Origin of the sequence: Coleofasciculus sp. FACHB-712, from assembly GCF_014695635.1 — a bacterium.
GTDB lineage: Bacteria > Cyanobacteriota > Cyanobacteriia > Cyanobacteriales > FACHB-T130 > FACHB-T130.
Window position 1 is genome coordinate 1 of sequence record NZ_JACJOQ010000020.1, and the last position, 2,540, is coordinate 2,540.

A 2,540-nucleotide genomic window follows, 5' to 3' on the forward strand; every position below is an offset into this window, starting at 1 on the left:
TTGTTCAGGAATTATTCAAGAAAGAATTAAACCGGGAGGTGCAAAATCGCCCTGGTTATCGCCCAGATGACCGGATAAGTCTCTTCAAGCTAATTCTGGAGCCGTTCTCCATTGAAAATGGCATGATGACCCAGACGTTGAAAATCCGCCGACCTGTCGTAATGGAACGCTACCGCGATATGATCGACGGGATGTTTGCCTGATTTGGTCGGAAAGTTGGAAAAAAGTCTGAAGGATGAAGTGTAGTGCGAACTACACACACCGCCTTCATCCTTTAGCTCTCACCCTGAGCGCCTTTCCTACAAACCTTTACTCTTTAATTTTTCCAAGCAAAACGGATATGGATGTTTCTCAATCACACCTGCTGCTGAAGCGACCCGTTACAATCAAGGCCGTTGTTACTCCTCGTTGGAAAGAGGAAGCACAGCAGCAACTCCAGGCGCAAATTAACCAGCTTGACTCTCAGTTGCAACAGCTTGAAATGCAAGGACAGCGGGCAATCTCAGAAATTCAAAAGCAGAATCTGCAACCCCCTGGCCCTCAAGTGATGCAACAAATTGACAATATCCAAATCCAGGTTAATCAAAAGAAAAGCGAACTGCTTGAGCAGAAAAATCAACTTCTGCAACAGTTGCAACAAGTGCAGCTGATAGAACTCAACGACGAAGTGAATCACGGTCAGATTGAAGGCTTCTTTAAAGTAGAGCCGGGAGATAATCTGATTCAAAAAATGCAGGTAGAAATTCTCCTGCGCGATGGAATTGTGGAAGAAATTCGCGGGGAAATTTAATGCGAATGGTTAATGGCGAATGGCGAATCGGTAATTCGGAGATTGCCATTCGCCATTTGCCAATGTTGGGGCATCTACTGACAATTTTGAGTTGACCAATCTTGATGACCTCGCCCCACATGACACTTAACTTGGGAACCAGCCCATGCCAATTTCCATTCCTTGGGTGTTTGAGCTGATGGGGAGGTCGGCACGAATTCAACGCGATGCCTGATAGCACCGACAGAATCATCTGCAACGCCGGTTTGGGTAATCGTTACAACCGCTAGATTTTGTTGCGGATACTCAAGCGTAACTTCCCGCGTCCCCCCCTCGGATTCAGTTTGACCGAAGTGAGCAATTGCGATCGCTTTGGGGTCAGTTCCCTTCAAAGAGTTAGCGGACTTAATCTCTTGTAGCGGTATCGGTTTATACTTAGTTCGCTCAGCTTCTGCTACAGGTGCATTTTGGCTTACCTGTTGGGAGGATGGCTCAACACTTGGACTGCTGGCAGGCGTGGGAGTTGATTGAGTGCTGTTGCTGATGCTGCAAGCACTCAAGCCCAGTGCCATACCGACTAACACCACGAGGGATTTAAACTTGCCAGACATCGTTATAATAGAGAGTTTGAATTAGTTTTCTCTATCCAATTCTATTCAGCAGCACCAACGTCCGGAGAATTCGGCGTTGAAGGATACAAACTCAATAGACTGTTGTAGAGTCGGATAGTTGTAATGACCATCGGTCAAGATACAATTCAATCTGGCTTTAATCTTGTTTATATAGACTGTCGATTCGGAAGACACCCCATGATTCACGAAGTTTTCATGCCCGCCCTTAGTTCCACCATGACCGAAGGCAAAATTGTCTCCTGGGTCAAATCTCCCGGCGACAAAGTGGAAAAAGGCGAAACCGTGGTGGTTGTCGAGTCGGACAAAGCTGATATGGACGTGGAGTCCTTCTACGAAGGATATCTCGCCACCATTATCGTACCTGCCGGTGAAGCAGCTCCGGTCGGGGCTGCGATCGCGCTCGTCGCCGAAACCGAAGCCGAAATCGAAACAGCCAAGCAACAGGCTCCTGGTTCTGCCCCCGCAACGCCATCGGTAAACGAATCCGCTCCCGCTCCTGCCCAACCTACCGCAGCCCCAGCCACCGCAGCCCCAGTCCCTGTAGAAACGACACCAGCCGCCGCCCGTCGCAATGGACGCAGCATTGTCTCCCCCCGCGCCCGGAAGTTAGCCAAAGAACTGGGCGTCGATTTGAGTACCCTGCAAGGCAGTGGTCCCCACGGTCGGATTGTCGCAGAAGATGTGGAAGCATTGGCGAATAAAGGTAAACAACCCGTCGGTACAACTGCCACACCGACAATGACGCCCGTGGCTCCCCCTCCAGTCGCACCCGTCGCACCCGCGTCACCTGCACCCGCCGTTAAACCCGCCGCCGCAGCTCCCGTACCCGCCGTTGCCGTTCCCGGTAGCGTCGTCCCCCTCAACACGCTGCAAAACGCCGTGGTGCGGAATATGGTAGCCAGTCTGCAAGTGCCTACCTTCCGCGTCGGTTACACTATCACCACGGATAATCTAGATAAGCTTTACAAGCAGATTAAATCCAAGGGCGTCACCATGACCGGGCTACTTGCGAAAGCAGTAGCCGTAACCTTGCAAAAACATCCCTTGGTGAATGCCAGCTTCTCAGACCAGGGAATTCATTATCACAGTGCGATTAACGTTGCTGTAGCTGTGGCAATGGATGGCGGCGGCTTAATTAC

The 2,540-nt window shown here is 50.5% G+C and carries 3 protein-coding genes and 1 pseudogene; 3 read left to right on the forward strand and 1 reads right to left on the reverse strand.

Going from position 1 to position 2,540, the window contains the following annotated elements; translation table 11 throughout:
• Both H6F50_RS00230 and H6F50_RS00235 read left to right on the forward strand, forming a co-directional pair.
• A pseudogene (locus H6F50_RS00230) lies at window positions 1-203 on the forward strand (long-chain fatty acid--CoA ligase); the annotation flags it as partial.
• Between the two features lie 137 nt (window positions 204-340).
• Window positions 341-790 (forward strand): YlqD family protein, encoded by a 450-nt coding sequence (locus tag H6F50_RS00235; RefSeq protein ID WP_190414598.1) that lies wholly within the window; start codon window positions 341-343, stop codon window positions 788-790.
• A 74-nt stretch (window positions 791-864) separates the two neighbouring features.
• Here the strand turns inward: H6F50_RS00235 and H6F50_RS00240 are convergent, their stop codons facing one another.
• A complete protein-coding gene (locus H6F50_RS00240) occupies window positions 865-1,380 on the reverse strand; it encodes a hypothetical protein (RefSeq protein ID WP_190424989.1) in 516 nt (171 codons plus the stop codon).
• 198 nt (window positions 1,381-1,578) lie between these two features.
• Here H6F50_RS00240 and H6F50_RS00245 point away from each other — a divergent pair.
• Window positions 1,579-2,540 (forward strand): dihydrolipoamide acetyltransferase family protein (locus H6F50_RS00245; protein ID WP_190424991.1); only part of this gene is annotated, 962 nt, incomplete at its 3' end.

Bases quoted from the DNA above. Each gene is read 5' to 3' on its own strand.
- H6F50_RS00235 (WP_190414598.1), top strand. From the start codon at position 341: ATGGATGTTTCTCAATCACACCTGCTGCTGAAGCGACCCGTTACAATC.
- H6F50_RS00240 (WP_190424989.1), bottom strand. From the start codon at position 1,380: ATGTCTGGCAAGTTTAAATCCCTCGTGGTGTTAGTCGGTATGGCACTG.